This window comes from Acidimicrobiales bacterium, from assembly GCA_035536915.1.
Taxonomy (GTDB): domain Bacteria; phylum Actinomycetota; class Acidimicrobiia; order Acidimicrobiales; family JAHWLA01; genus JAHWLA01.
Genome location: DATLNE010000003.1, coordinates 37,818 through 60,781, shown reverse-complemented (window position 1 = coordinate 60,781; position 22,964 = coordinate 37,818). Strand labels below are relative to the sequence as shown.

The following is a 22,964-nucleotide window of genomic DNA, read 5'->3' as shown; positions in this document are numbered from 1 at the left end:
GCGCTTCGTGGAGACCACGTCGACAACTGCGCCGCGGCTGCTGGGGGGCCGTTACCGCTTGGGCCCGCCGCTCGGCCGGGGCGGGATGGCCGACGTGTTCGAGGCCGTCGACGAACGCCTGGGTCGGCCGGTGGCCGTCAAGATGCTGCGCCGCCCGCTGCTGCGCAACCCCGACGTGCGGGCCCGCTTCGAGCAGGAAGCCCGCTCCGCCGCCCGCCTCTCGCACCCCAACGTCGTCGCCATCTTCGACACCGGCGAGGACGACGGCCTGCCCTACCTGGTGATGGAGCGGTTGCCGGGCGAGACCCTGGCCGACCGCTTGGGGGGGCCACAGGAGCCCGAGTGGGTGGTGCGGGTGGCGGGCGACGTGCTCGGCGCGCTGGCCGCGGCCCACGCCGCAGGGGTCGTGCACCGTGACGTCAAGCCCGGGAACATCCTCCTCGGCGCCGACGGCTGCGCCAAGGTGGCCGACTTCGGCATCGCCAAGAGCGCAGAGGCGGCGACGGGCAACGACACCACGGCGACCGGCATGTTGCTCGGCACCCCGGCCTACCTGGCGCCCGAACGCATCGACAGCCAGCCGGCCACGCCGCAGTCCGACCTCTACTCGTTGGGAATCGTGCTCTACGAGGCGCTGGCCGGCCGCAAGCCGTTCGAGGCCGACACGCCCCTCGCCGTCGCCAGCGCCATCCGCCACGCCGAGCCCCCCGCCCTCTCGTCCCTACGACCCGACCTCGACCCTGCCTTGGTGGCCGCCGTGGAACGGGCCATGGACAGGGAGCCCGCCGACCGGTTCAGCGACGCCGCCGAGATGGCCGACGCGTTGGGAGCGGGCTTGGCCGCCGAGGGCGTCGGCATGGACGCCACGACCATGATGGCCACGGGCGACGCCACCACGGTGGTGCCGGTTGCCCCCGCCGCCGCGGGGGTCCGCCATCGCCAGTCGCGCAACCCCGTCGTGTCGCCCACCATGCTCCTGGGCGCGGCAGCGGTGGTGCTGTTCATCCTGTTCCTCGCCATGGCCGCGGGCCGCAACGGCGACGACGGCGGCGTCGACCGCGGGTCGCTGGCGGGACGCATCCGCGACCTGGCCGAACGCGTGAAGGTGGGCGACGGGCCCAAGGGACCGGAACTGAGCCAGCGGCTCGGCCAGGTGGCGAGCGATGTCGACGCGGGGGGCGGCTCCGACGCTGCCAACCGGTTGCTCGTCGATGTGGCCACGTGGCACCAACAGCGCCAGCTCTTTGACACCGCGGCCAACGAGACCATCGACCTGCTGCGTCAGATCCCCGGCGCGGCGCCGCCCACGGTCGCCACGACGCCGCCCACCACTGCCGCGCCCGTGGTGGTGCCGCCGCCCGCAGACAACACCGACAAGGACGACGACCAAGGTGAGAAGAAGGGCAGGGGCAAGGGCAACGATTAGCCTCTGACGCCGTTGGAACCCGTCGAAGCCCTCGACCGCATCGCCTATCTGCTCGAACGATCGCGAGAGCCGACCTATCGCGTGCGGGCCTTCCGTGGCGCGGCCGACGCCATCCGTGACCTCTCCCGGGCCGACGTCGAAGCCTTGGCGGCGGCGGGGAAGTTGCGGTCGTTGTCGGGGGTGGGGGAGAAGACCGAACGGGTCATCGTGCAGGCCTTGGCGGGGGACGTACCGAGTTACCTGGCCCGCCTGGAGGAGCACAGCCCCGACCCGGCCGAAGGCATCGGCGCCGCCCTGCGGGCCGCCCTGCGAGGCGACTGCCACACACATTCGGACTGGTCCGACGGGGGCAGCCCCATCGAGGTGATGGCCGAGGCCGCTCGCGACCTGGGCCACGAGTACGTGGTGCTGACCGACCACTCGCCCCGGCTGACCATCGCCAACGGGTTGTCGGAGGACCGCCTACGACGACAGCTCGACGTCATCGACGAGCTCAACGAGAAGCTGGCGCCGTTCCGCATCCTCGCCGGCATCGAGGTCGACATTCTCGAGGACGGCAGCCTTGACCAGTCACCGGAACTGCTCGACCGCCTCGACGTGGTGGTGGCCTCCGTCCACTCCAAGCTGCGCCAGGAACCCATCGGCATGACGTACCGGATGGTGCGGGCGCTGGAGAACCCCTACGTCGACATCCTCGGCCACTGCACCGGGCGCATCGTCGTCGGCCGGGGGCGGCCGGAGTCGACCTTCGACGCCGATGCCGTCTTCACGGTGGCCGCCGCCTACGACAAGGCCGTCGAGGTCAACTGCCGGCCCGAGCGCCTCGATCCGCCGCGGCGGCTGCTCTCACAGGCGGTCGAGGTCGGGTGCCGGTTCTCCATCGACACCGATGCCCACGCGCCTGGCCAGTTGGAATGGCAGCCGTTCGGCTGTGACCGGGCCGCCGAATGCGGGGTGACCGAGGATCGGGTGGTCAACACACTCCCGGCCGACGAGCTCGTGGCCTGGACCCAGTCACACCGCGCCGGCTAGTGACGGGGCACTAGTTCTGGTCCGGGAATCCCGCGTCAGAGCGCGGGATTCCCGGACCAGAACGACTCGGCGGGGGTCGGCGAGCCGTAGGCGGAGCCCTGGGCGGCGTCGCAGCCCATGGCCTCCACCAGCTTGCGCTGCAAGTCGGTCTCGACGCCTTCGGCCACTGCCCGCAACCCCAGGGCGTGGGCCAGTTCGACCACGGCGGACACGACGGCGGCCGGTGCGCCTTCCCGATCGAGGTCGTGCACGAAGGTGTGGTCGATCTTCAGGAAGTCGATGGGGAAGTGGCGCAGGTGGGCGAGCGAGGAATAGCCCGTCCCGAAGTCGTCGAGGGCGACCCGCACGCCGAAGTCGCGTAGCTCCTGCAGGCGACCGCCCGCGTGCTCGACGTCGACCAGCAGCGCGCCTTCCGTCACTTCGAGGCACAGGTCGCGGCCCGACAACCGAGCGGCATCGAGCGTGCGGCGCACCATGCCGTCGAGGTCGGGCTGGGCCAGTTGGCGAGCCGACAGGTTCACGGCCATGTAGAAGCTGTCGTCGGCCACGCCCTCGGCCCGCCAGGTGGCGAGTTGGCGGCACGCCTCGGCCAGCACCCACGCGCCGATGGGCACGATGAGCCCGATCTCCTCGGCCAGCGGCAACCACACATCGGGGGCCATCGACCCGAGCGACTCGTTCTGCCATCGGGCCAGGGCTTCGGCCCCGACCACCCGTCCTGACAGGGGCTCGACGATGCGCTGGTAGTGCACGGTGAACTCGTTGCGCTCCAGCGCCCGGTGCAGGGCGTTCTCGATCTCCAGGCGGGCTACCGCCCCGGCCCGCATCTCGTCGTCGAACAGCACCCAGCGGGCCTTGCCCCGCTGCTTGGCCTGGTACATGGCGGCATCGGCATCGCGCACCAAGGCCTCGGGCTGGTCGGCCGAGCTCGTGGCCAAGGCGATGCCGACGCTGCTGCTGAGGTAGGCCTCGGCGTCCTCCATCTGAAAGGGCTTGGCCACCGCGGCGATGATGCGGTCGGCGATGGCGATGGCGTCCTGGGGCTCGGCTATCTCCTCGCACAACACGGTGAACTCGTCGCCGCCGAAACGCGCTGCGGTGTCGCCGGGGCGCAGTACGCCGCGCAGGCGGCCGGCCATGGCGGTGATGAGCTGGTCGCCCACCTCGTGGCCCATGCTGTCGTTGACGATCTTGAAGCGGTCGAGGTCGAGGAAGAGCACGGCGACGGTGGTCGAGCGCCGGTCCAGCCGGGCCAACGACAGGCTCAGCCGGTCGAGGAACAACGTGCGATTGGGCAGCCCGGTCAGCGGGTCGTGCAGGGCCTGGTGCGCCAACTGCGTCTCAGCCCGCTTGCGGCTGGTGATGTCGGTATAGGAGACGAGGGCGCCGCCGTTGCCGTCGGTGTCGAGCGGGCTCACCCGGAAGCTGAACCACAGTTCGTCGTCGGCGATCGTCTCGGCGAAGTCGAGGTGGAAGGCGCGGGTGCGGCCGGTCAGCACGGCACGCACGCCGTCAGCCACCAGCGGGGCCTGCACCGAGCCCGCCCGGGCGGCCTCCTCGCACGCGGCCAGGTAGTCGGCACCGACCGGCGGGCGCCAAGGATCGTCGGGGTGCTCGTCGGCGAAACGCACCCATGCCCGGTTCACTGCCAACACGCCGCCGGTGTGGTCGAGCACCGCCGTATGTGCCGGCAATGCGTCGAGCAGCGCCCGACTCATTCCCTCCATGAGGTACCAGGATGGCGTACTTACCAGCCCGTGGCTGCACCGCCCCGGGCGCGAGGGTCGGACGCGCCGGCCAAGCGGTCGTCGCCCACCGTGATCATGTGCGCGTGGCCGAAACCGTGCCCGAACGGTTCGTCCCTTATGACCCTGTGGCCGCGCCGGCGCAGGTCGTCGTCCCACGGCGGTGCGTGGCCCTCGACGTGCACGGTGACGTCGCCGCCTGCGTCCCACGTGTCGAAGCCCATGCCGAGCACCCAACGTCCGGCGGCGACGACGTCGCCGGGAGACTGGCCCGCGTGGAGCCACCGGGCCAGGAGCTGGAGGATGACCTGGGGCTGGGCGTCGCCGCCCATGGAGCCGACGACGGCGGTGAGGGTGTCGTCGGCCGGGTGGGTGGCCAGTGCGGGGCTGAGCGTGTGGGGCGGGCGGCGGCCGGGGCCGTACTCGGCGGGATGCCCCGGCGTGAGCGAGAACCCGATGCCGCGGTTCTGCAGGAAGATCCCGGTGTTGGGTTCGTAGAGGTGCGAACCCCAGCCGTTGGCGTTCGACTGGATGAGCGACACCCCCATGCGGTCGCTGTCGACGGCGCACAGGTAGATGGTGCCGCCCCGTTGGTAGGGGTCGCCGAGCACGGCGGCGCGTTCGGGGTCGACGGCGGCGCGCCGGGGGCGGAGCCGCTCCTCGGCCAACAGGGCATGGCCGTCGGCGTGTTCGAAAAGCACGTCGAGGCGGTCGTAGCCCGCTTGGCGGGCGGCCTCGATCAACAGGTGCGCCCACTGCGGGTCGTCGGGGTCGGCGGGTAGGGGGAGCCCCTCGGCGATCCACGAGCCCGCCAGGTTGAGGTAGCCCTGCGACGGGGGCGGGACCGTCCAGAGGCGGTGGCCCCACGCGTCGAGGGTGAGGGGCCGACGCCATTCGGCTGGTGAGCGGACGAGGTCGTCGGCGCTGTACTCGCCGTCGCCTAGAGCGAGCAGGCCCTCGCCGAAGGCCCCGCCGTAGAAGCCGTCGCGGCCGTGCTCGACGATGGCGTCGAGGGCGCGGGCCACGCCCGGCCTGCGCACCATCTCGCCCGGTCGGCGGACATGGGCGTAGTCGGCCGGGTCGGGCAGGAGGGCAACGGCTGCGGGCAAGGTGGCACTGGCCGGGAAGCCGTCCATCGCGTAGGCCCGAGCGGGGGCGAGCACGTCGCGAAGGGCGAGGCGGCCGAAGCGCTCGTGCAGGGCCAGCCAGCCGTCCACGCACCCGGGGACGGGCACGCTGCGGATGTCGCCGCGAGCCGGCATGGCCGTGTGGCCTTCGGCGCGCAGCCGTTCGGGGTCGGCGCCCGACCCGGCTCGGCCCGAGGCGACGAGCGCGGCGGGGTCACCGCGGCCGTCGTGCACCAGGGCGAAGAGGTCGCCGCCCATGCCGCACATGTGCTGGGTGGTGACGGCCAGGACGGCGTTGGTGGCGATGGCAGCGTCGGCCGCCGAGCCGCCGTGGCGCAGCACCTCGACCCCTGCGGCCGCCGCCAAGTGGTCGACGGCGCACACCATGCCCCGCGGGGCGTAGGTGGTGACGAAAGGTGCGTACACGGGCAGTAGCCTGGCAGGCCCATGGACCCCGCGGCCCGTTTCCAACGGCTGGTGCAGGGCTCCGAATCGGGGGTGCGGCTTGACGAGGGCGCGTTGCTCATCGCCGCCCACGCGCATCCAGGCCTCGACGTCGATGCCGAGGTGGCGCGCATCGATGCCTTGGCGGCGGCCTGTCCGGCGCCCACGTTCGAGGCGCTGCGCACGCATTTGTTCGGCACCCTCGGGTTCCGGGGCAACGTCGAGGACTACGGCGACCCGCGCAACTCGTACCTCAACGACGTGCTCGACCGTCGGGTGGGCCTGCCCATCACCTTGTCGGTGCTCGTGCTCGAGGTAGGACGGCGGCTGGGCGTGCCGTTCGTCGGCATCGGGCTGCCGGGCCACTTCGTGGTGCGCCACGAGGCGGTGCCCCGAGTGCTGCTCGACCCGTTCGAAGGCGGGCGCCTCCTCACGCCGGAGGACTGCGCCGAGCGGGTGGCGTCGATCTACGGCGACGCCGTGGCGTTCACGCCCGACATGCTGCAACCGGTCGGCACCCGCGCCATCCTGGCCCGCATGCTGGCCAACCTGAAGCAACGCTTCGCCCTGACCGGCGACGTGATGGGCGCCGAGTGGGCGCTGCGGCTGCGCACAGCCATCCCCGAGGTCGACACCCGGGAACTGGGGGAACTGGCCGGTGCGCAGGCGGCCATCGGCCACTTCCGGGCCGCGGCCGAGACGTTGGAGGACATGGCCACCCAACTGCCCGAGGACGCCGCCGCCAAGGCCGTCGCCCGCGCCCGCCGCCTCCGCGCCCGCCTCAACTGACCGCTTCGAGTACATAGCGCTTCGTTCTGAAGCGCTATGTACTCGGGGCGTGGGGTCAGCGGCCGGCGGCGGCCCAGTAGCGGTCCTTGAGCAAGCGCTTGTAGAGCTTGCCGGTGGGGTGGCGGGGGAGCTCCGCCTCGAAGTCGATCGAGCGCGGGCACTTCACGTCGGCCAGTTGCGAGCGGCAGTAGGCGATGAGCTCCCGCTCGAGCTCGGGGCCTGCGTCGGCCATGTCGACGGGCTGCACCACGGCCTTGACCTCTTCACCGAAGTCCTCGTTGGGCACCCCGAACACGGCGGCGTCCATCACCTTGGGGTGCGTGACCAACACGTTCTCGGCTTCCTGCGGATACACGTTCACGCCGCCGGTGATGATCATGTACGCCTTGCGGTCGGTGAGGTAGAGGTAGCCGTCGTCGTCGACGTAACCGACGTCGCCCACCGTCGACCAGCCCTGTTCGTTGCGCGACTGACGGGTCTTCTCGGGGTCGTTGTGGTACTCGAAATCGGTCGCCCCTTCGAACCACACGGTGCCCGACTGGCCGGGCGGCAGTTCGTTGCCTTCGTCGTCGGCGATGTGCACGATCCCGATGAGCGGCTTGCCCACGGTGCCGCGGTGAGCGACCCATTCCTCGGAGTTGCAGGCCACGAAGCCGTTGCCCTCGGTGGCCGCGTAGTACTCGTAGATGACCGGCCCGAACCAGTCGATCATCTGTTCCTTCACCGGTGCGGGGCACGGGGCGGCAGCGTGGATGACGTAGCGCAGCGACGACACGTCGTAACGGGACCGCACCTCTTCGGGCAGCTTGAGCAGCCGCACGAACATGGTCGGCACCACCTGGACGTGGGTGACCCGATGGCGCTCGACAAGCTCGAGGAACTCGACCGGGTCGAAGTGCTCCATGACGATCGCCGTGCCTCCGGCCTGGGTGACCGCCATTGTGAAGCGCAGCGGCGCGGCGTGGTACAGCGGCGCGGGCGACAGGTAGGTCATGTCGGCCTCGAAGCCGTACAGGCCCATGCCGAGCAGGGTGACGGCGGTCGGCCCGCCTACAGGGCGACCGGGGAGCGGCGTCTTCACGCCCTTGGGCCGCCCCGTGGTGCCCGACGAATAGAGCATGTCGCGGCCCTCGGGTTGCTCAGCCAGCGGGTCCGACGACGCCGTGCCCACGACGTCTTCGTACGACTCGAACCCGTCGACGGTGCCGCCCACCATGAGGCGGGTGTCGACGTCGACCTCGGGGAGCACTGACGCCGCCAGTTCCCGCTTCTCGTACGACGTGAGCAGTGCCTTGGCCCCACAGTCGCCGACGATGTAGGCCAGCTCGTTCGGCGTCAGGCGGCTGCTGGCCGCTGTGTAGTAGAGGCCCGAGCGGTGTCCGGCCCACAGCGTCTCGATGAACGTGGCGTTGTTCTCCATGCAGATGCAGATGCTGTCGCCGGGGCGCAGGCCCCGGTCCCAGAGCACCTGCGCCAGCCGGTTGGCGCCTTCGTCGAGCTGCCGGTAGGTGACGACGTCACCGCTGCCGGCCATGACGTATGCGGGCTTGTCGGGCTGCGTGGCGGCATGGGTTCCGGGGTGCATGGCGAAAGGCTACGTGCCGGGCGCCTTGCGGCAATCGTCCGAAGTGGGCATCGGCGCGTACTTCCCGCCACGACGTGCCGATACCACTATGAGGCGCTGCGCGGTAAGGGGTGCCCATGGACCACGGCGATCACAGGGCTCGACGGCAACGGCAGTCGGTGCGCGGCGTAGTAGCTGCAGGCCTGCTCGCCCTGCTTTCAGCGGCACCGGCGGCCGCCCAGGTCCCGACGGTGCCCGGGGTGACGCTGCCGACAGCGATCGCCGAAGCACCTGCGGGGCCGGAGACCGGCGGCACGACAACACCGACGCCGACGACGCTTGCGCCTTCGCCCCCTTCGGCGTCACCGCCGGCGACGACGGCAGCCCGGCCCACCACCGCTCGGACCGAGACCCGGCGTCAGCGTGTCGCGCCCAAGCCTGCGCCCCCGACGACCGTGGCAGCAGTGGTGGCGCCCGCGGCCGCCCGCGAGGAGCAGCAGGCCTCGGCGGACACCGGGGACAACGGCGCCGTGCCCATCGCTCGCGACCTCGGATTCCCCCTCGCCCTTGCGGCCTTGGTGTCGGCTTTCGTCATGGTGCAGGGCAGGCTCGACCGTCGCGACCCGAAGTTGGCCGCTGCCCCCATCTCCGTCCACGACGACCTGTTGGCCTTCGAATGAACCGGCCCGCCGAGTCCGAGCTCGTCCCCCTGGCCGATCGCCTGCTCGTGCTCACCGTCGTGCGCCTGGTGATGGCCGCCGTGGTCGTCGGCGGCGGCCATGCGGCTGCCACCACGGCGACCTACGTGGCCGTGGCCGTCGGCGCCGAGTTGGCGAGGCGCACCGCTCGCGTCCGAGGCATCGCCGTGGTCAACGTCATGCTCCTGGTCGACGGCATCTGGCTGGCCACCGCGCTGGCCGACGCGCCGAGCCTGTGGTTCCTGCTGCACCTCCACGTGGTGGCCGTGACCCTCCTGTTGTCGTATCGCACCGGGCTGAAGATCGTGGCCTGGCACACGCTCCTGCAGTTCGCCGCAGGCGTCCTCGGCGTGGCCGTCGACCCCGTGCAGTCGCTGGGCGTGTGGCTGGTGGCCTTGGGCACCGCGGCGTTCTCCTCGGTCAGCGAGCGGGAGTTGCGTCGGGGCAAGGCCGAGCTACGGGCGCATGCCGAGCTGGCCGCCGAGTTGGAGGAGACGCGCAACGCCGACGAAGTGGCATCGCTGTTGCTGGCGCACGCCGTGCGCTTCTTCGGCTTCGCCCGCGGTGCGGTCGTGCTCGGGCCGCGCTGCCGGGTGCGCACGGGCGACGTGGAGACGGTGCTGGAGGGACCGGACGGGTCGCCGCTCGGCGTGCTCGGCCGCACATGGGAAACCCGGGTGCCCGCCTTGGTACACGTCTTGGGTGACGACGACGGGCTGCTGGATGCCGCCTTGCCGTTCGCCACCAACCTCGTCGTGGTGCCGATGGTGGCCGGTGGTGCCCCCGTCGGCGCCTTGGTACTCGAGCAGGGCGGCGGTCGCCGCGTCCGCATGCGGGGCCGGGTGGTCGCCGCGGTGGCGAAGCTGGCCGCCCACGCCGCGCTGGCGTTGCGCAACGCCGCCCTGCTCGACGAGGTGGGCCGCTTGGCGCACGTGGACGCGCTGACCGGGCTGTCGAACCGCCGGGCCTTCGAGGAGGCGCTGGACCGGGAGGTCGCCAGGGCCGCGCGCAGCGGCGAGGCCGTCAGCTTGGCCATGTTCGACATCGACCACTTCAAGGCCGTCAACGACACGTTGGGCCACCAAGGGGGCGACGCCGTGCTGCGCGCCGTGGCCGCGGCCCTGGCTGACGCCTGCCGCGATGCCGACCTGCCTGCTCGTTACGGTGGCGAGGAGTTCGCCGTGCTGTTGCCCGCGTGCGGTGCCGGTGAGGCGTATCGGGTGGCCGAGCGCCTGCGGGCGGCGGTGGCGGCCACCGTCGACGTCACCATGAGCGCCGGTGTGGCTGCGCTGCCCGCCCACGCCACCTCCGCCGACGAGTTGTTGCGCACGGCCGACGACGCCCTCTACGCCGCCAAGCGGACGGGCCGTGACCGGACGGTGCGCGCCCGTGCGCGATCGTCTCGGCATGCCGTTCCGCATCGACGCCGTACCCGCCGAGGCAACCCACGACCTGCGCAGGCAAGTGCTGCGCGGGGACAGGGCTGACTCCAACGTCGTCTTCCCGGAGGACTTAGTCGACGGCGCCTTCCACTTGGCCGCCTTCGACGACGACGTGATGGTGGGCGTGGCCTCGTTCTTGCCGGAGCGCACCCCGTTCCGGCCGGGCGCGGTGGCGTGGCGCCTGCGGGGCATGGCCGTCGACGAGTCGGTACAAGGACGGGGCGCGGGAACGGCGTTGCTCGACGAGGCCGTGGCGCGCCTGCGTGGCCTGGGCGCCGAGGTGGTGTGGGCCAACGGCCGCGACACCGCGCTCCGGTTCTACGAACGCCACGGCTGGCAGGTGGTGGGCGACGGCTTCGTCACCGGCGAAGTGCACCTGCCCCACCACGTCGTCGTCTACGACGTCCCGAGTACGTAGCTCACCAGCCCGTTCCCAAAGAGGTGGGGATGGCCCCCGTGAAGAACAACCTCATCCAGGGTGCCATTCAGGCACTTCTATAGGGGGAAAGTTTCTTCATGAATCGCTTTAAACGTCTCACCATCGCGGGCGCTGCACTGAGTCTTGGTGGCATTGGGCTGAGTGGGGCCATGGCACCTGTGTCGGCCGCCTCGGTCTGCACGTCGCCGACCATCCCCGACGATTTTGTGTCGGTGTGCGTGAACTCCAGCCCTTCAGTGAGCCCAATCGGCACCGCGTCGGCCGCGGCCTCCGTCGACCTGAAGGTCTTTGGAGATGCGTACCCCGTTTGCGTTGGGCGGGTGAACGTCAACCGGACGCCAGGCACGCCCGTGGAGTACGACCCCCGCATCGTCTTCCGCTGCTACTAAAGGGCTGGACGGCATGGGCCGGAAACCTCATCGGCCCATGCCGTCCAGCGCTCACACACTCATTCCGGTGACCGAGTGCATTTTCGGGACTAGAGGCGGGCGATGCGCTGGAGGGGGAGGCGGGGGCCGTAGCGGGGGGCGCCTATGCCGCCTGCGGCCAGCAACCGCAGCACGCGGCCGCGGTGGCCCCGGTAGGGCTCGAGCAGCTCCAGCATGCGGGCATCGTCGCCGCGGGGCTCGCCCGCCAACGCCCAGCTCACCTGGTTGGGCAGGTGGTAGTCGCCCACGCTGACGGCGTCGGGGTCACCGAGGGCTACGCCTGCCACCTCGGCCGCCGTCCACGGGCCGATGCCGGGCAGCGCCGTCATGCGCTCGGGCGCCTCCTCCAGCCGTCGGGCCGCCGAGCAGGCGACCCGCACGGTGTCGGCCCGCTTGCGCTCGACGCCACAGCGGTGGAACGTCCACGACGGTGCCTGCGCCCACGCCTCGGGCGGCGGCGGCACCAGCAGGTCGACCGGTCCCGGCGCGGGCTCGCCCAGCCGCCGCACCAACGAGGCATACGACCGGCGGGCTTCCAGGCCGATGACCTTCTGCTCGAGGATCGACGGCACCAGCGCCTCCACCACGGCGCCCGTCCGGGGCAGCCGCAGCCCCCGCAGCCGCCGGTGCAGGTCGGCCACGATCGGGTGGTGGGCCACGAACGACGAGTCGTCGTCGTCGGCTCCCACCAACGCAGGCGCATGCTCGACCAGCCAGTCGGCGCCCGGCCCCCAGGCCCGCACCGTCACCTCGCCGCCCCCGGCCACGACGTGCTCCGACCCCGGCCCGTCGGGCGTGCGGGTGGCCCGCCATGCCCCGTCGGGGCCGAGCCGCATGGTGGGGTCCGCACTGCCTCGGCGCACGGGAACCAGCGTGAGCCGCAGGTTCACCGGGAAGCGGGGCCGGAATGTGCGGATGCGCATGCCCTCGGAATCGTAGGCTGCCTCGCTTATGAGTGGGCTGTTCGAAGACTTGCAGTGGCGCGGGCTCGTGCATCAGACGACCGACGCCGACCTGCCGAAGCTGATCGACAACGACTCGCTCACCGTCTACATCGGGTTCGACCCCACCGCCGACAGCCTGCACGTCGGCCACCTGCTGCAGATGTGCACGCTGCGCCGCTTCCAGCAGGCAGGCCACCGGCCCATCTCCTTGGCGGGCGGCGGCACCGGCATGATCGGCGACCCCGGCGGCAAGTCGGAGGAGCGCAACCTGCTCACCCGCGAGCAGCTCACCGCCAACCTCGAGGCCATCCGCGCCCAACTCGGCCGCTTCCTCGACTTCGAGGCGGGCGCCATGCTGCTCGACAACGGCGAGTGGTTGTGGTCGATCCCGCTGCTCGACTTCCTGCGCGACATCGGCAAGCACTTCACGGTGAACCAGATGGTGGCCAAGGAATCGGTGCGGGCCCGCCTGGAGGACCGCGAGCAGGGGATCTCGTTCACCGAGTTCAGCTACATGCTGTTGCAGGCCTACGACTTCCTCCGCCTGTTCGACGACCACGGCTGCCGCCTGCAGATGGGCGGCAGCGACCAGTGGGGCAACATCACCATGGGCGTCGACCTCATCCGCCGCCTCCGGGGCGAACACGCCTACGGGCTCACCTCGCCGCTGGTGCTCAAGGCCGACGGCACCAAGTTCGGCAAGACCGAGTCGGGCGCGGTGTGGCTCGATCCGGCCAAGACCACGCCGTATGCCTTCTACCAATACTTCGTTCGCAGCGAGGACGCCGTCGTCGGCCAGTACCTGCGCTACTTCACCTGGCTGTCGCACGAGGAGATCGAAGCCCTCGACGCCGCCACTGCCGAGCACCCGGAGCGCCGAGAGGCGCAACGCACGCTGGCTCGCGAGGTGACGGCGCTGGTGCACGGGGCCGACGAAGCAGCCAAGGCCGAGCACGCGGCGGCCGTGCTGTTCACCGACGAGATCGCCTCACTCGACGAAGCCACCCTGCTGTCGGTGCTGGCCGACGCACCCTCGGCCACCGTCGCCGCGGGCGCGTCGTTGGTCGACGCGCTGGTCGCAACGGGCCTGTCGGGGTCGAAGGGCGATGCCCGCCGGGCCTTGCAGCAGAAGGGCATCTACGTCAACGGCCGCCAGCAGAGCGAGGACCGCGAGCTCGCACGCGACGACGCCCTGCACGACCGGTTCGTGGTGCTGCGACGGGGCAAGCGGGAGCTCGCCCTCGTGGTGCTCACCGGGTGACGACGACGGTGGTGCCGACCGGCGCGAAGTTCCAGAGGTAAGCGGCGTCGCTCAAGCGCTGCCGCACGCAGCCGCTGCTGCGGTACTGGCCCAATTCCGCCTCGCTCTGCACCAACGATCCGTCGGGCCGTTGCGGTATCGAGTGGAAGCCGATCGCCAGTGTGCGGCCGTGGGCGAAGCGCACCATGTACTCCAGGCGCAGCGAGCCGCTTGTCGAGTACCGCGACTTCGAATACACCCGGTAGGTGCCTGCGCTCGGCGTGCCCGCCCGGCCCGACACCAGGTACGACTTCTCGATGTGGTTGGCCGGCACGTTGTCGACCAGCCACACCCGCTGCTGTGTGACCGAGTAGACGATGCGCCGGCCGCTGCCCGAGCCGGCGGGCAGCGGCGGGCCGTTGTCCTTGGGCGGCCGCTTCCACTCACGGGTGGGCTGCTGGCCCGGTGTGGACGGGCCCGCGCGCCGGCTCTCGGGCGGGCGTTGCGTGGGGATGCCCATGGCCAGCGGCATGCCGCCCAGGAGAGTGAGGACGGCGACCAGGGCCGCCACCAACGTCGTTCGCCGTGCCATGGCGCCGAAGGTACAGACGCGCCTAGCCCGTGCCTAGGAATTCTCTGATTCGGGCGGCCACGCCGTCCGCTTCGTCCGCCGATGCGTACTTCGTGCGGGGCCAGAAGAAGCCGCGAAGCCCGTCGCCCTTCGTACGCGGCACCACGTGCACGTGCAGGTGGGGGACCGATTGGCTCACCACGTTGTTCATGGCCACGAACGTGCCCTGGGCCTCCATGGCATCGCGCACGGCGACGGCGAGACGCTGCGCGGTGGCGAACAGCGGCCCCACTTCGTCGGCGGGCACGTCCGGAAACGTGTCGTAGTGCGTGCGCGGTACCAACAGCACGTGGCCGGGGAAGAGCGGGGTGGTGTCGAGGAACGCCAGCGCATGCGGCTCGTCGAGCACGAGGTGGGCGGGCAGGTCGCCGTCGCGGATGGCACAGAACACACATGAACGAGGCACGGTGAACGGCGAGCCTACGATCGCTGCCATGTCGGACGCGCCTGTGCACCTGTCGAGCGGCTTGCCTGAGACGGTGCTCCCGCCTCCGCCCCCCGAAGCAGCCGAACGGTTGGCCGCCGCCTTGGCCGAACCTCCTGAGCGCCGACGCGACGCGGTGGCGTCGGTGGTGGCGACGTTCCCGCGCTTCGTCGACGGCTGGGCGCGCCTCGGCGAGTTGGGCCGCGACGACATCGAGGCCTACGCCTGCTTCCGGGTGGGCTACCACCGCGGCCTCGACGCCTTGCGTGGTGCCGGGTGGCGGGGCTCGGGCTACGTGCGCTGGCGCCACGAGACCAACCGCGGCTTCCTCTTGGCTTTGGCCGGCCTGCGCCACGCGGCCGCTGCGATAGGCGAGGCCGACGAAGAGGATCGGTGCGCAGTCTTCCTGCGCCAGCTCGACCCCGACTGGGGGCATGGCCTCGCCCCGTGACGCCGACGTGACGGCGTTCGCCCGTCGCGTGGCGGAGCTCGGCACGGGCGAGGAAGCCCACGTCTTCAAGATGTCGTGGTGGACCGAGCGCATGCTCGGCTACGCCATGTCGCACCCGTCGTTCAAGACCCAGTTGTTCCGCTTCGTCGATGTCTTCCCGGCCACCAGTGCCAGCGGCGACGCCGACGTGCTGCGCCACATCGACGAGTACTTCGAGGGCGGCGACACCCCCAAGCTCATGGGGCTCGGGATCGACCTGGCCGAGCGGGTGCCGATGGGCGACCACCTGTCGGCCTCGATGGCCCGTCGCAACATCACCCGCATGGCCCAGCAGTTCATCGTGGGCTCGACGGCCTCGGAGGCAGTCGACGGGCTGCACCGGCTGTGGCGGCAAGGCAGCGCCTTCACCTGCGACCTGCTGGGCGAGAAGACGGTGACCGAGGCCGAGGCCGACCGCTACGCGGCGAGGGTGCACGAGCTGCTGTCCGCATTGCTCGACGCCGCGCCGTCGTGGGCGCCCGACGACCACCTCGAACGCGACGACCTCGGGCCGCTGCCCCGCGTGAACGTCAGCCTCAAGCCCACCGCGCTGGCATCGCTGTACTCGCCGCTGACGCGGGAAGAGGGGCTGGCGCAGGCCAAAGGCCGGCTGCGCCCCTTGCTGCGCCTGGCCGCCGAACGGGGAGCCTTCGTCTACTTCGACATGGAGCACTACGACGTGAAGGACCTCACGTTGGAGTTGTTCCGCGACCTGCTCGACGAACCGGAGTTCGCCTCGCTCGACGCGGGCGTCGTCGTGCAGGCCTACCTCAAGGACTCGGTTGACGACGTGGCCGAGCTCATCGCCTGGTCGTCGTTCCGGGCCATGCCCGTCACTGTGCGCCTGGTGAAAGGCGCCTACTGGGACGCCGAGACCATCACCTCGACGGCCGAGGGATGGGACCCCCCGGTGTTCCAGCGCAAGGACGAGACCGACGCCAATTTCGAGCGGTGCACCCGTCTGCTGCACGACCACCACGGAGAGGTGCGGGCCGCCTTCGGCTCGCACAACCTGCGCTCGCTGGCCTACGCGGTGGAGTACGCCCGGGCCAAGGGCATCCCCGACACCGGCTACGAGCTGCAGATGCTCTACGGCATGGCCGAGCCCATCCAGGCGGCCATACGCCGGTTGGGGTTCCGCCTGCGCATCTACGCACCGGTGGGCGAGCTGGTGCCCGGCATGGCGTACCTGGTGCGGCGGCTGCTGGAGAACACGTCGAACGAGTCGTTCGTGCGGGCCCGCTTCGCTGAGAGGCGCGACCTCGACGAACTCCTGCAGGCTCCGAACGTCGACCGCATCCCGCCTCAGGAACCACCCACCGTGCGGCCCGACACCGACCCGAGTTCGCCGGGCGCCTATGCCCACGAGCCCCATGCCGAGTGGCGGCGGGCCGAGGTGCGCGACGCGTTCGGCTCGGCGGTGTCGTCGGCCCGTTTCGGGCTCGACATCCCCGCGGTGATCGACGGCAAGCGGGTGCACACCGCAGCGCGCATCGAGTCGGTCGACCCGGCGTCGCCCTCGACGGTCGTGGCCACCTCGGCGTCGTGTGGGCGGGAAGAAGCCGACGCCGCATTGGCCGCCGCCTGCCGCCAAGTGGAGCGGTGGCGGGAGACGCCTGCGGCCGAGCGGGCCGCCGTCCTCTTCCGGGCCGCCGCCTGGATGCGCCACCGGCGCAACGAACTGGCGGCCCTCATGCTCTTCGAAGCGGGCAAGCCGTGGAAGGAGGCCGACGGCGACGTCTGCGAGGCCATCGACTTCTGCGAGTACTACAGCCGGGAGATGCTGCGCCTCGACGCGGGCGGCTCCGTCGAGTCGCCGCCGGGCGAGCACAACGTGCTGCGCTACCAGGGCAAGGGCGTGGGCGTGGTCATCGCCCCGTGGAACTTCCCGTTGGCCATCCCCACGGGCATGGCCGTGGCTGCGCTGGTGGCGGGCAACGCGGTGATCCTCAAGCCCGCCGAGCAGACGCCGGCCATCGCCTACCGGTTGGTGGAAGCGCTCGAAGCGGGCGGGCTGCCCCCGGGCGTGCTCGGCTTCCTGCCCGGCATCGGCGAGGACGTGGGCGCCTACCTGGTGTCGCACCCCGACGTCTCGTTCGTCACCTTCACCGGCTCCAAGGACGTGGGGCTGTCGATCATCAAGGCGGCCGCCGTGCACGGCGCGAGCCAACGCCACGTCAAGCGGGTGGTAGCCGAGCTCGGCGGCAAGAACGCATTCCTCGTCGACAACGACGCCGACCTCGACCAAGCAGTGCCTGCCATCGCTGCATCGGCCTTCGGCTTCGCCGGGCAGAAGTGCTCGGCCGCCTCTCGGTTGATCGTGGTGGGCGACGCCTACGACGCCACCGTCGAGCGCTTGGTCGGCTACACCTCGCAGCTTCGCATCGGCCACCCCCGCTCGCCGTCGGTCGACGTGGGGCCGGTCATCGACGCCGACGCATGGAAGCGCATCGACGCGGTGGTCGACGGCGCCGAGGGCACGGTGTACCTACGACGGCGTGACGTGCCCGAGGAAGGTTGGTTCATCGGCCCCACCATCGTGGGCGACGTGTCGACCGACTCGTCGCTGGCCCGCGACGAGGTGTTCGGGCCGGTGCTGACGGTGTTCCGGGCCGACGACTTCGAACACGCCGTGGCCTTGGCCAACGACACCGACTACGCCCTCACGGCAGGGGTGATGTCGCGTTCGCCCGCCCACATCCGTTACGCGGCCGACAAGCTGCGGGCGGGCAACGTCTACGTCAACCGGGGCACCACCGGGGCGGTAGTGGGACGCCAGCCCTTCGGCGGCTACGGCATGTCGGGCGTGGGCTCCAAAGCCGGCGGCCCCGACTACCTCCTGCAGTTCCTCGACCCACGCGTGATCACCGAGAACACCTTGCGCCAAGGGTTCGCCCCTACCGACTGACCTCTACCGGTCAATGGTCGCTCGCGCAGTCTGCCGGTTCGTGCCTCACGCCATCTGATTCGGCACCGGGGCCAGGACGAATCTTGGAGATGGTGCGCCGGTCGAGGTCGACGGACACCGCCACGTTGGTCACGTTCTTCCATCGTCCGCCAGGCTGGTCGTCGGTGACGCCGAGGAAGAGCGGCGCGGGGGCGGTGACCGGGTCACGCCAACCGACAAGGGCGGCGCCGGCAGTCATGCCCGTCTCCGCCTGGTACTCGGCCATGGCAGTGACGGCAAGCGGCTGTCCGCGGGCGATCTTGGCGATGGTCGGGTCGGCCCTCACGATCTGCTCCACCGCTGACTTCTCCTCGGCCGAAAGATCCCTCGGGTCCGGGGCGCCGGCAGGCGGTGACGACTCTCGGCAAGGCGGCAGGGTGCCAAAGCGCTTGTCGAGCATCCATGCGGCGGTGCCGATCACGCCCGCCACCACGATGACAGTGAGCCCGACGACGCTCGTTCTTCGACCGGGCATACCTTGGCTTTACCCCTTTTCCGCAGTTCGGCCCGGCCCTACCGACTGACCCCGACCACGACGGTCTTGGCCATGCGGTCCCACGCCGTCTGCCGCCACTGGCCGGCGAAGATCAGGCCGCTGCCGATGAGGCCGAGCAGGCCCAAGGTGAAGAACGAGACGACCGTGAAGACCAGGATCTCGAGCACGAACTCGCGCACGAACATGCGCCCCCACGTGACGTCGTCGCCGGTGCGGGCGTCGACCACGCGCATGCGCAGCACCTGCTTGCCCGGCGAGGTGCCCCTGCTCCAGGCCCATACTGCCCATGCCAGGTAGCCGATCCCGAGGAGCACGACCAACAGCACGGCGTCGAGCACACTGCCGAAGAAGCGCTGGCCGTACGACGACACGACGAGCCCGTTCGGCAGCACCGGGTCTTCCGCCAGCGACGGCGGCAGCGGGGGCCGGGCCGCCAGCTCTGCGGCACTGGGGCGGTAGGGCGGCTCGGCCTCGGTCATGGCGGCATCTAACTACCGCACTACGGTCGGCGCCATGCCTGTGAAGGAAGGACCAGTCGGCCCGTTCCCTGAAGGTGCCGACCCCGACGAGTACGACCGCCGCCGCCGCCGGGTGTTGTGGACCATGCCCGGCGGCCTCTACGTCATGGGCTCCCGGGCGGGGGAGCGGCGCAACGGCATGACGTTGAACTGGGCCATGCAGGTCAGCTTCGACCCCAAGGTCGTCGGCGTGAGCGTGGAGCGCGACGCGTTCACCGCCGAGCTGGTGAGGGAGGGCCGGGTATTCAGCCTCAACATCGTCGACCGCGAGGACCGGGCCATCGTGCGCAAGTTCACCAAGCCGGTAGAGGTGGATGCCGAAGCCCGCACCCTCAACGGCTTTTCGTACCACGACGGCCGCACCGGTGCGCCCATCCTCAACCAAGCCGTGGCCTACCTCGACTGCGAACTGCGCCAAGAGGTGGAGGTCGGCAACCACACGTTGTTCCTGGGCGAGATCGTCGACGCCGGCTTCCAGAAGCCCGAGGACACGCCGGTGCTCCGCATGGAGGACACCCGCATGAACTACGGCGGCTAGTCGATGCGTGTGATGCCGCGCAGGTGCCGCTGAGCGAGCTCCGCGTAGGCGGGCGGGTTCATCCGCACCCACATCTCGGCGGGCGACCCCTCGACGGGGCGCTTCACCTCGGCGGGCGCGCCCGCCACCAGGAACCCCTCGGGCACGAACTGGCCGGCCGAGACCAGGGAGTGGGCGGCCACCAGCGCACGTGCCCCAATGCGGGCGCCGTCGAGCACGGTGGCGCCGTTGGCCACCAGGCATTCCTCGCCCAACAGGGCCGAGTGGATGACGCACAAGTGGGCCACGGTGGCGCCGGGACCGATCTCGGTGTGGGAACCGGGGCCGCCGTGGAGCACCGAACCGTCCTGCACGTTGGCCCCCGTGCGCACGATCACCGGGGAGTAATCGGCGCGCAACACCGCCCCGTACCAGACCGACGCGCCCGCCTCGATCTCCACGTCGCCCACAATGGTGGCCGTGGGAGCGATGAAGGCATCCGGGTGGACGCGAGGCGACTTGCCCTCGAAGGAGAAGAGCGGCATGCGCCGGACAGTAGCCGTGGTCTTCGTGTGCCTCGCCCTGGTCATGGCCGGGTGCGCCAAGGACCGCAACGGCGAAGGCGGCCAAGGTCCGGCGCCGACGAACCCCGACGGCACGCCGATGATCGTCGACGAGGGGACCACCACGGTGCCCCCCGGCGGCAACGGCCCTACGACCACCCGCGGCGACGGCAACGGCGGCGGTGGCGGCACGCCGACCACGGTGCGCAACGGGTCGTCCCCCACGACCATGCGTCCCTCGCCGCCGCCCAATGCGCCCGACAGCGGGGCCAAGGGGGGCGTGGGGGCCTTCGCCCGCACGCTGCTACGGCCCCAACCGGCCACCAACATCGTGGTGGAGGTGCTGGTCCAGCAGGGGGCCGAACCCCGACAGTCGGCCCTTGACCACCTGGCCGCGACGCTGCGCGAGGTGAGCGGCAAGCCGGTCTCACTGGCGGGCCCGGTGGCCGTCCCGACCGGCGGCGAGACCACGAGCGCCGAACAGATCCGCCAGCTGTCGGACCGTTACAGCCGCACGCCCCACACCAGCAGCCAAGCGGTGATCCGGCTCCTGTACCTCACAGGCGACTTCGCCGACGAGGAGAAGGTGCTGGGCGTCGCCGTACGCGGCGACACCGCCGCCATCTTCAAGGAGGCGGTGCGCGGCGCAGGTTCGCCTTTCGCCTCGTCGGCCACCATCGAAGAAGCCGTCGTCGTCCACGAGATCGGCCACCTGCTCGGCTTGGTCGACCTCGCCCTCAACACCGGACGGGCCGATCCCGAGTACCCCGGCCATTCCCCCAACCGCGACTCCGTCATGTACTGGGCGGTGGAGTCGAGCGTCGTGGGCCAGGCGCTGGGCGGGCCGCCGTCACGCACCTTCGACGCCGCCGACCGCGCCGACCTGACCCGCCTGCGCAACGGCGGGTAAAGGGTTAGTCCTCGGCCAGTTCGTCGACGAGGGCGACGGCCAGCGTCACGGCCAGCAAGCCGACGAGGGCGCCGCCGACGCCGTACAACTCGAGGCCTGCGACGCCGGCGGCAATGGTGAGGAACGGTCCGACGCGCACGGAACGTCGCTCCACCCACCGCTGCAGGACGAGCGTCTCCAGTACCTCGTAGGCGACGAAGGCAAGCAGCACGACGAGCCCTTGTGTGGGGGAGGTGGCCGCGGCCAGCACGACGATGGGGAGCCCGCCGATGACGGCCCCCACCACGGGGACGAGGTCCCACAGGGCGACCCACAGTCCCAGTGGTGCGGGGCCCGGCACGTCGGTGGCCGAGGCCACGCAATAGGCGAACAGCCCCGAGAGCGCCGCCATGGCGATGGCGCCCCGGGCGTAGCCGAAGCCCCGGCGGAACACCGCCACAGCCACCTGCTCGATGCGCTCGCGCCGCTCGGCGTCGTGCACCTGCTGCAGGGCGCCTCGTGCGATGCGCGCCCCGTGGAGAAGCAGGAACAGCGTGAGCACGCCGGTGGCGAGGTAGGCAACGCCGCGGGTGGCCGCGGCACGAAGCGCGTCCGCAGGGGTGCCGCCACGCAGCCGTTCCGGCGCGTCTTCCACGAAGCGGCGCACCCGCTCGGTGAGGTGGATGTCCTGGGCCACCTCGGCGAAGCGGCCCTCGCGTTCGAGTTGTTCGGCAGCGCGGGGGGCGGCGTCTTGCAGGTGACGGGTCTCACGCACCACGCCGTCGACCGTCCCGTAGCCGATGACCCCGACGCAGGCGAGGGCACTGAGGAAGACCACGGCAACGGCAATGCCGTGCGGCACCCGGCGGTCGAGGCGGGCCACCAAGGGCTGGAGCAACCCGGCCGCCGCGGCCGCCACCAGCATCCAGCCGATCACCCGCTGGGAAGCGGCGATCATGCGCAGGACGGTGAGGGTGGCGCCCAGCATGGCGACGGCCACCACCAAGGAGCGGGCCGTGATGCGCAGGCGCTCGGTCGGCATCGGGTCGGCCATCGGCGTTTACAGTACGGCGATGGCTGCACCGGAGCGGGCACCGGTTCCCGACAACCCGCCCGTCTCCGCACCGCCCCCGGTGCGCGTGGTCGACCTCGACTGGCGCTCGGTGCTCGCCGTCTTGGCCGCCTTCGTGGCCTTGATCGCCTTGACCGGTTTCGTGCGGTCGGTGCCGCGCACCTTGGCCGCACTGGCCATCGGCACGATCCTGGCCCTCGCCGTCAACCCGTTGGTCGACATCGTGTCGCGGCGGCTGCGCGTCGGGAGGGCGGGCGGCCTCGGCGTCGTGGTGGCGGGGTTGGCGGCCGTGTTCGCCCTCATCGGGTTCCTGCTGGTGCCGCCCGCGGTGCGCCAGGCCCAGGACCTCGGACGCGAATTGCCCACAGTGGTAGCGCAGTTGGGCGACCTGCCCGTCGTCGGCGACGACCTCGTCGAGTCCGACGCCCCGGCCAAGTTGCAGCGGGGCATCGAGCGGCTCCCCGAACGGCTGCGGGGCGACACCACGCCGTTGGAACGGGGGGCACGACGGGTGGCCGACGGGCTGCTGGCCGTGCTGCTCACCTTCTTGGTGGCCGTCACGCTCTTGCTCGACGGGCCTCGCCTGCTGAAGGGGGCGCGGCGGCTGTTGCCCTTGGAACACCGGCGCCAAGGCGACCAGGTGGCCCGCCTCGCCTACCGCGTCGTCGGCCATTACGTGGCCGGGTCGCTGTTCGTAGCAGGCATCGCCGGGATCACGGTGTTGATCGTCGGCTTGCTGCTCGGCGTGCCGCTGACGCCGCTGGCCGCGGTGTGGGTGGCGCTGTGGGACCTCATCCCGCAGATCGGCGGCGCCGCGGGCGGCATCCCGTTCGTGCTGCTCGGCTTCACCCAAGGCGTGCCCACAGGCTTGGCGTGCGCCGTGTTCTTCGTCGTCTACCTGCAGATCGAGAACAACGTGCTGCAGCCCTTGCTGGTCGGCCAAGCGGTCAAGCTGTCGCCGCCTGCCACGATGACGGCGGCCCTCGTCGGCGTTTCGGCAGGCGGCGTGGTGGGCGCCTTGCTCGCCGTGCCGTTGGTCGGTGCGGCCAAAGCCGTGTACGTCGAACTCCGCCGTCCCCCCGAACCGAAAGACTGACGC

General features: G+C 71.1%; 23 protein-coding genes. 13 read left to right on the top strand and 10 right to left on the bottom strand.

Annotation, left to right across the window (positions count from 1 at the left end):
• The first annotated feature begins 7 nt into the window (after positions 1 to 7).
• A complete protein-coding gene (locus VM938_01110; protein ID HVF73618.1) occupies positions 8 to 1,426 on the top strand; it encodes a protein kinase in 1,419 nt (472 codons plus the stop codon).
• A gap of 12 nt (positions 1,427 to 1,438) precedes the next feature.
• Positions 1,439 to 2,458, top strand: coding sequence for a PHP domain-containing protein (locus VM938_01105; protein ID HVF73617.1), 1,020 nt, complete (start codon positions 1,439 to 1,441; stop codon positions 2,456 to 2,458).
• 35 nt (positions 2,459 to 2,493) lie between these two features.
• Here VM938_01105 and VM938_01100 read toward each other — a convergent pair whose 3' ends face one another.
• The gene (locus tag VM938_01100) at positions 2,494 to 4,176 is read right to left on the bottom strand and encodes an EAL domain-containing protein (protein ID HVF73616.1); all 1,683 of its coding nucleotides are present in this window, start codon (positions 4,174 to 4,176) and stop codon (positions 2,494 to 2,496) included.
• Between the two features lie 29 nt (positions 4,177 to 4,205).
• Complete coding sequence (locus VM938_01095; protein ID HVF73615.1) at positions 4,206 to 5,756, bottom strand: gamma-glutamyltransferase; 1,551 nt, start codon at positions 5,754 to 5,756, stop codon at positions 4,206 to 4,208.
• 21 nt (positions 5,757 to 5,777) lie between these two features.
• Between VM938_01095 and VM938_01090 the strand changes: the two genes are divergently transcribed.
• Positions 5,778 to 6,563 (top strand): transglutaminase-like domain-containing protein, encoded by a 786-nt coding sequence (locus VM938_01090; GenBank protein ID HVF73614.1) that lies wholly within the window; start codon positions 5,778 to 5,780, stop codon positions 6,561 to 6,563.
• A gap of 55 nt (positions 6,564 to 6,618) precedes the next feature.
• On the opposite strand, the gene VM938_01085 is transcribed toward VM938_01090, so the two are convergent.
• On the bottom strand, positions 6,619 to 8,148 hold the full coding sequence (locus VM938_01085) for an AMP-binding protein (protein ID HVF73613.1): 1,530 nt from the start codon (positions 8,146 to 8,148) through the stop codon (positions 6,619 to 6,621).
• A gap of 116 nt (positions 8,149 to 8,264) precedes the next feature.
• Here VM938_01085 and VM938_01080 point away from each other — a divergent pair, with 116 nt between their 5' ends.
• From VM938_01080 to VM938_01065, 4 genes are all read left to right on the top strand, one after another.
• Complete coding sequence (locus tag VM938_01080) at positions 8,265 to 8,807, top strand: hypothetical protein (GenBank protein ID HVF73612.1); 543 nt, start codon at positions 8,265 to 8,267, stop codon at positions 8,805 to 8,807.
• Complete coding sequence (locus tag VM938_01075) at positions 8,804 to 10,312, top strand: GGDEF domain-containing protein (protein ID HVF73611.1); 1,509 nt, start codon at positions 8,804 to 8,806, stop codon at positions 10,310 to 10,312. The genes VM938_01080 and VM938_01075 overlap by 4 nt, the downstream gene beginning before the upstream one ends.
• Entirely contained in the window at positions 10,233 to 10,685 is a 453-nt protein-coding gene (locus VM938_01070; GenBank protein HVF73610.1) for a GNAT family N-acetyltransferase, read from the top strand. The genes VM938_01075 and VM938_01070 overlap by 80 nt, the downstream gene beginning before the upstream one ends.
• Positions 10,686 to 10,855: 170 nt before the next feature.
• Positions 10,856 to 11,095 (top strand): hypothetical protein, encoded by a 240-nt coding sequence (locus VM938_01065; protein HVF73609.1) that lies wholly within the window; start codon positions 10,856 to 10,858, stop codon positions 11,093 to 11,095.
• Between the two features lie 89 nt (positions 11,096 to 11,184).
• On the opposite strand, the gene VM938_01060 is transcribed toward VM938_01065, so the two are convergent.
• Entirely contained in the window at positions 11,185 to 12,057 is an 873-nt protein-coding gene (locus VM938_01060) for a hypothetical protein (protein HVF73608.1), read from the bottom strand.
• Between the two features lie 28 nt (positions 12,058 to 12,085).
• Between VM938_01060 and tyrS the strand changes: the two genes are divergently transcribed.
• Positions 12,086 to 13,339: a tyrosine--tRNA ligase gene (tyrS, locus tag VM938_01055; GenBank protein ID HVF73607.1), complete on the top strand. Its 1,254-nt coding sequence runs from the start codon at positions 12,086 to 12,088 to the stop codon at positions 13,337 to 13,339.
• Here tyrS and VM938_01050 read toward each other — a convergent pair.
• A complete protein-coding gene (locus VM938_01050) occupies positions 13,329 to 13,910 on the bottom strand; it encodes a L,D-transpeptidase (GenBank protein ID HVF73606.1) in 582 nt (193 codons plus the stop codon). The genes tyrS and VM938_01050 overlap by 11 nt on opposite strands.
• A gap of 22 nt (positions 13,911 to 13,932) precedes the next feature.
• The gene (locus VM938_01045; protein ID HVF73605.1) at positions 13,933 to 14,385 is read right to left on the bottom strand and encodes an HIT family protein; all 453 of its coding nucleotides are present in this window, start codon (positions 14,383 to 14,385) and stop codon (positions 13,933 to 13,935) included.
• On the opposite strand from VM938_01045, the gene VM938_01040 reads away from it, so the two are divergent.
• Complete coding sequence (locus VM938_01040) at positions 14,384 to 14,824, top strand: DUF3151 family protein (protein ID HVF73604.1); 441 nt, start codon at positions 14,384 to 14,386, stop codon at positions 14,822 to 14,824. The genes VM938_01045 and VM938_01040 overlap by 2 nt on opposite strands.
• Positions 14,808 to 17,771 carry a proline dehydrogenase family protein gene (locus VM938_01035; protein ID HVF73603.1) on the top strand — a complete coding sequence of 988 codons (2,964 nt, stop codon included), beginning with the start codon at positions 14,808 to 14,810 and terminating at the stop codon, positions 17,769 to 17,771. The genes VM938_01040 and VM938_01035 overlap by 17 nt, the downstream gene beginning before the upstream one ends.
• Positions 17,772 to 17,781: 10 nt before the next feature.
• Here the strand turns inward: VM938_01035 and VM938_01030 are convergent, their stop codons facing one another.
• Positions 17,782 to 18,285, bottom strand: coding sequence for a hypothetical protein (locus VM938_01030; GenBank protein ID HVF73602.1), 504 nt, complete (start codon positions 18,283 to 18,285; stop codon positions 17,782 to 17,784).
• A 38-nt stretch (positions 18,286 to 18,323) separates the two neighbouring features.
• Positions 18,324 to 18,785 carry an RDD family protein gene (locus VM938_01025; GenBank protein ID HVF73601.1) on the bottom strand — a complete coding sequence of 154 codons (462 nt, stop codon included), beginning with the start codon at positions 18,783 to 18,785 and terminating at the stop codon, positions 18,324 to 18,326.
• Between the two features lie 34 nt (positions 18,786 to 18,819).
• On the opposite strand from VM938_01025, the gene VM938_01020 reads away from it, so the two are divergent.
• Complete coding sequence (locus VM938_01020; protein HVF73600.1) at positions 18,820 to 19,362, top strand: flavin reductase family protein; 543 nt, start codon at positions 18,820 to 18,822, stop codon at positions 19,360 to 19,362.
• Here the strand turns inward: VM938_01020 and VM938_01015 are convergent.
• Positions 19,359 to 19,886, bottom strand: a complete 528-nt coding sequence (locus tag VM938_01015; protein HVF73599.1) for a gamma carbonic anhydrase family protein — start codon at positions 19,884 to 19,886, stop codon at positions 19,359 to 19,361. The genes VM938_01020 and VM938_01015 overlap by 4 nt on opposite strands.
• On the opposite strand from VM938_01015, the gene VM938_01010 reads away from it, so the two are divergent.
• Entirely contained in the window at positions 19,885 to 20,814 is a 930-nt protein-coding gene (locus VM938_01010; protein ID HVF73598.1) for a hypothetical protein, read from the top strand. The two genes, VM938_01015 and VM938_01010, sit on opposite strands and share 2 nt — an antisense overlap.
• A 4-nt stretch (positions 20,815 to 20,818) precedes the next feature.
• On the opposite strand, the gene VM938_01005 is transcribed toward VM938_01010, so the two are convergent.
• Positions 20,819 to 21,847 (bottom strand): AI-2E family transporter, encoded by a 1,029-nt coding sequence (locus VM938_01005; GenBank protein ID HVF73597.1) that lies wholly within the window; start codon positions 21,845 to 21,847, stop codon positions 20,819 to 20,821.
• Between the two features lie 19 nt (positions 21,848 to 21,866).
• Between VM938_01005 and VM938_01000 the strand changes: the two genes are divergently transcribed.
• Positions 21,867 to 22,961 carry an AI-2E family transporter gene (locus VM938_01000; protein ID HVF73596.1) on the top strand — a complete coding sequence of 365 codons (1,095 nt, stop codon included), beginning with the start codon at positions 21,867 to 21,869 and terminating at the stop codon, positions 22,959 to 22,961.
• The last annotated feature ends 3 nt before the right edge of the window (positions 22,962 to 22,964 follow it).